This window comes from Frankia sp. AgKG'84/4, from assembly GCF_023242965.2.
Classification (GTDB): domain Bacteria; phylum Actinomycetota; class Actinomycetes; order Frankiales; family Frankiaceae; genus Frankia.
Genome location: NZ_JALKFU020000636.1, coordinates 1 through 2,854, shown reverse-complemented (window position 1 = coordinate 2,854; position 2,854 = coordinate 1). Strand labels below are relative to the sequence as shown.

Below are 2,854 nucleotides of genomic sequence, written 5' to 3'. Positions count from 1 at the left end.
GGCGCCGGCCGACCCGGTGGCCCGGCGGAGCCGGCCCACGCCGCTGCTGCGGGTGATGAGCGCGGCCCAGGCCAGCCCGCCCCCTGCCCACCCGACAGGGGCCGGGGCGGGCAGTGAAGCCACGGTGTTGCGGATTCTGGTGGCTGACGACCACGCGGTGAACCAGCGGCTGGTGCTGTTGCAGCTCACCGGCCTCGGTCACCGTGCCGACCTGGTGAGCAGCGGCGCGCAGGCCGTCGCCGTGGCCGCGCGCAGGCACTACGACGTTGTGCTGATGGACGTGCAGATGCCCGACATCGACGGCTTGGAGGCCACCCGCCGGATCCGGGCCCACCGCGGCGACCACGGGCCCTGGATCATCGCGCTGACCGCCAACGCGCAACCCGGCGCGCGGGAGGCCTGCCTGGCGGCCGGCATGGACGACTACCTCACCAAGCCGCTGGTCACCGCCGACCTCGTCGCCGCGCTGGCCCGCGCACGACCACCGGGCGCGCCCTGCGTCCTCGACCCGGACGCACTCGTGCGGCTGCGGGAGCTCGTCGGCCCGAACACGGCGACCCTGTCCGAGCTGATCGCCGATTTCCTCACCGACACCCCGGCGCTGGTGGACACGCTGCGGGCGGCGCGCTCCGACCCCGACTCCGCGTACCGCGCCGCGCACACCCTCCGAGGGCTCGGCGCCACGTTCGGCGCCACCGACCTGGCCCGGCTCTGCCAGCGGATCGAGACCCACGCCGGTGCCCCGGACGACGTGGACCCGCTGGTGCGGGAGGTCGCCGCCGAACACCACCGGGTCGCCCTCGCGCTGCGCTCCCTCGCCTGACGCCCCGGGCCACTTGGCCGATGCTTAACGGTTGCTAAGTGGTCGACTGTTGGCTACGCAGTGGGGGTCAGCGCTGCTCCCCGCAGACCGTCCACGGACCCGCGTCCGCAGAAAGGCAGACTGCGTTGAGCACCGTCAGCCCCCCGCACGATCCCGAAACCCAGGACCTCGCCACCGGCACCGCGACCAAGGAGACCCTGGAGGACTACACCCTCCGGTTCGCGCCGCGCAGTTACCGGCGCTGGGGCACCGGGGTCGTCGCCATCTCGGCCCTCGGCGGCATCGCCTACCTGGCGGACTTCGCCATCGGCGCCAACATCGGCATCTCCTACGGCACGACGAACGCCCTGTGGGGCATCGCGGTCTTCACCGTCGTCATCTTCCTGACGGGCTTCCCGCTGGCCTACTACGCCGCCCGCTACAACCTGGACCTCGATCTGATCACCCGGGGCAGCGGCTTCGGCTACTACGGCTCCGTCGTCTCGAACGTGATCTTCGCATCGTTCACGTTCATCTTCTTCGCCCTCGAAGGCTCGATCATGGCCCAGGGCCTGAAACTGGGCCTGCACCTACCGCTGTGGCTCGGCTATGCGACGTCGACGCTCATCATCTTCCCGCTCGTCGTCTACGGCATGAAACTGCTGGCCACCCTGCAGCTGTGGACGACGCCGCTGTGGCTGGTGCTGATGGTGCTGCCGTTCGCCTACCTGCTGATCCGCCACCCCGGCTCGGTCAACACGTTCTTCGACTACGGCGGCCAGGACGGCAAGGGCGGGTTCGACCTCGGCTCGGTGTTCCTCGCCGCCGGGGTGTGTCTGTCGCTGATCGCGCAGATCGCCGAGCAGATCGACTACCTGCGCTTCATGCCGCCGCGGACCCCGGAGAACTCGCGCCGCTGGTGGACCTCGATGATTCTCGCCGGCCCCGGCTGGGTGTTCTTCGGCGCCATCAAGCAGGTCATCGGCATGTTCCTGGCCGTCTACATCATCGCGAACGTCGCGGACGGCGCGGGTGTCGCCAACCAGCCGGTGCACCAGTTCCTGGAGATCTACCAGGACCTCCTGCCGCACTGGGCCGCGCTGGCCCTCGCCGTCGCCCTCGTCGTCATCAGCCAGGTCAAAATCAACGTGACGAACGCCTACTCCGGCTCGCTGGCCTGGACGAACTCGTTCACCCGGGTCACCAAGACCTACCCCGGAAGGCTGGTCTTCCTCGGCTTCAACCTGCTCGTCGCGGTCATCCTGATGGAAGCGGACATGTTCAGCTTCCTGAACACCATCCTGGCGTTCTACGCCAACTGCGGAATGGCCTGGATCGTCGCCGTCGCCTCTGACATCACCATCAACAAGTACCTGCTGAAGATCTCGCCGAAGAAGCCCGAGTTCCGCCGCGGCATGCTCTACGCCATCAACCCGGTCGGCTTCGGCTCGATGATTCTCGCCGCCGGCATCTCGATCATCGACTTCTACGGCGGCCTCGGCTCCGGCCTCAAGCCGTACTCGCCGCTGGTGGCGATCATTCTCGCCCTCGTCCTGCCCCCGATCCTGGCCCTCGCCACGAAGGGCAGGTACTACCTGCGCCGCACCGACGACGGCATCGACCTGCCGATGTACGACGAGTACGGAAACCCCTCCGGTGAGACGCTGACCTGCCACGTCTGCCACCAGGAGTACGAGCGCCCCGACATGGCCAAGTGCGAGACCCACGACGCCTACATCTGCTCCCTCGACCTCTCCACCGACAAGATCGGCGACCACGTGCTGCCCGCCCAGGTCTGACCCTCCGCCAGCGGTCGCTCCTCCGGCGGCCGGCCCGCGATCCCGTTGCGATGTCGACGGGTTCCGGGCCGGCCGCCGATTTGCGTGGCGCCAAGCAGCGCCAGGGCCCGCACCATGTGCTGAGTACCGCGCGGGAGTCCACTCCTCGTGCCCAGGGCACCGGCAGCGCAGCACCCGGTCGGGGTGAGTCCCACTGCGTGGTGTAGATCGGGAGCGGCTGGTTGATCGTCCGGGGTGCGGGTGTGTCGCTCCG

2 protein-coding genes are annotated in these 2,854 nt (G+C 69.2%); both read left to right on the top strand.

Going from position 1 to position 2,854, the window contains the following annotated elements:
- Positions 1 to 823 (top strand): response regulator (locus MXD58_RS24340; RefSeq protein ID WP_250610006.1); only part of this gene is annotated, 823 nt, incomplete at its 5' end.
- A gap of 125 nt (positions 824 to 948) precedes the next feature.
- On the top strand, positions 949 to 2,601 hold the full coding sequence (locus MXD58_RS24335) for a purine-cytosine permease family protein (protein WP_248838546.1): 1,653 nt from the start codon (positions 949 to 951) through the stop codon (positions 2,599 to 2,601).
- The last annotated feature ends 253 nt before the right edge of the window (positions 2,602 to 2,854 follow it).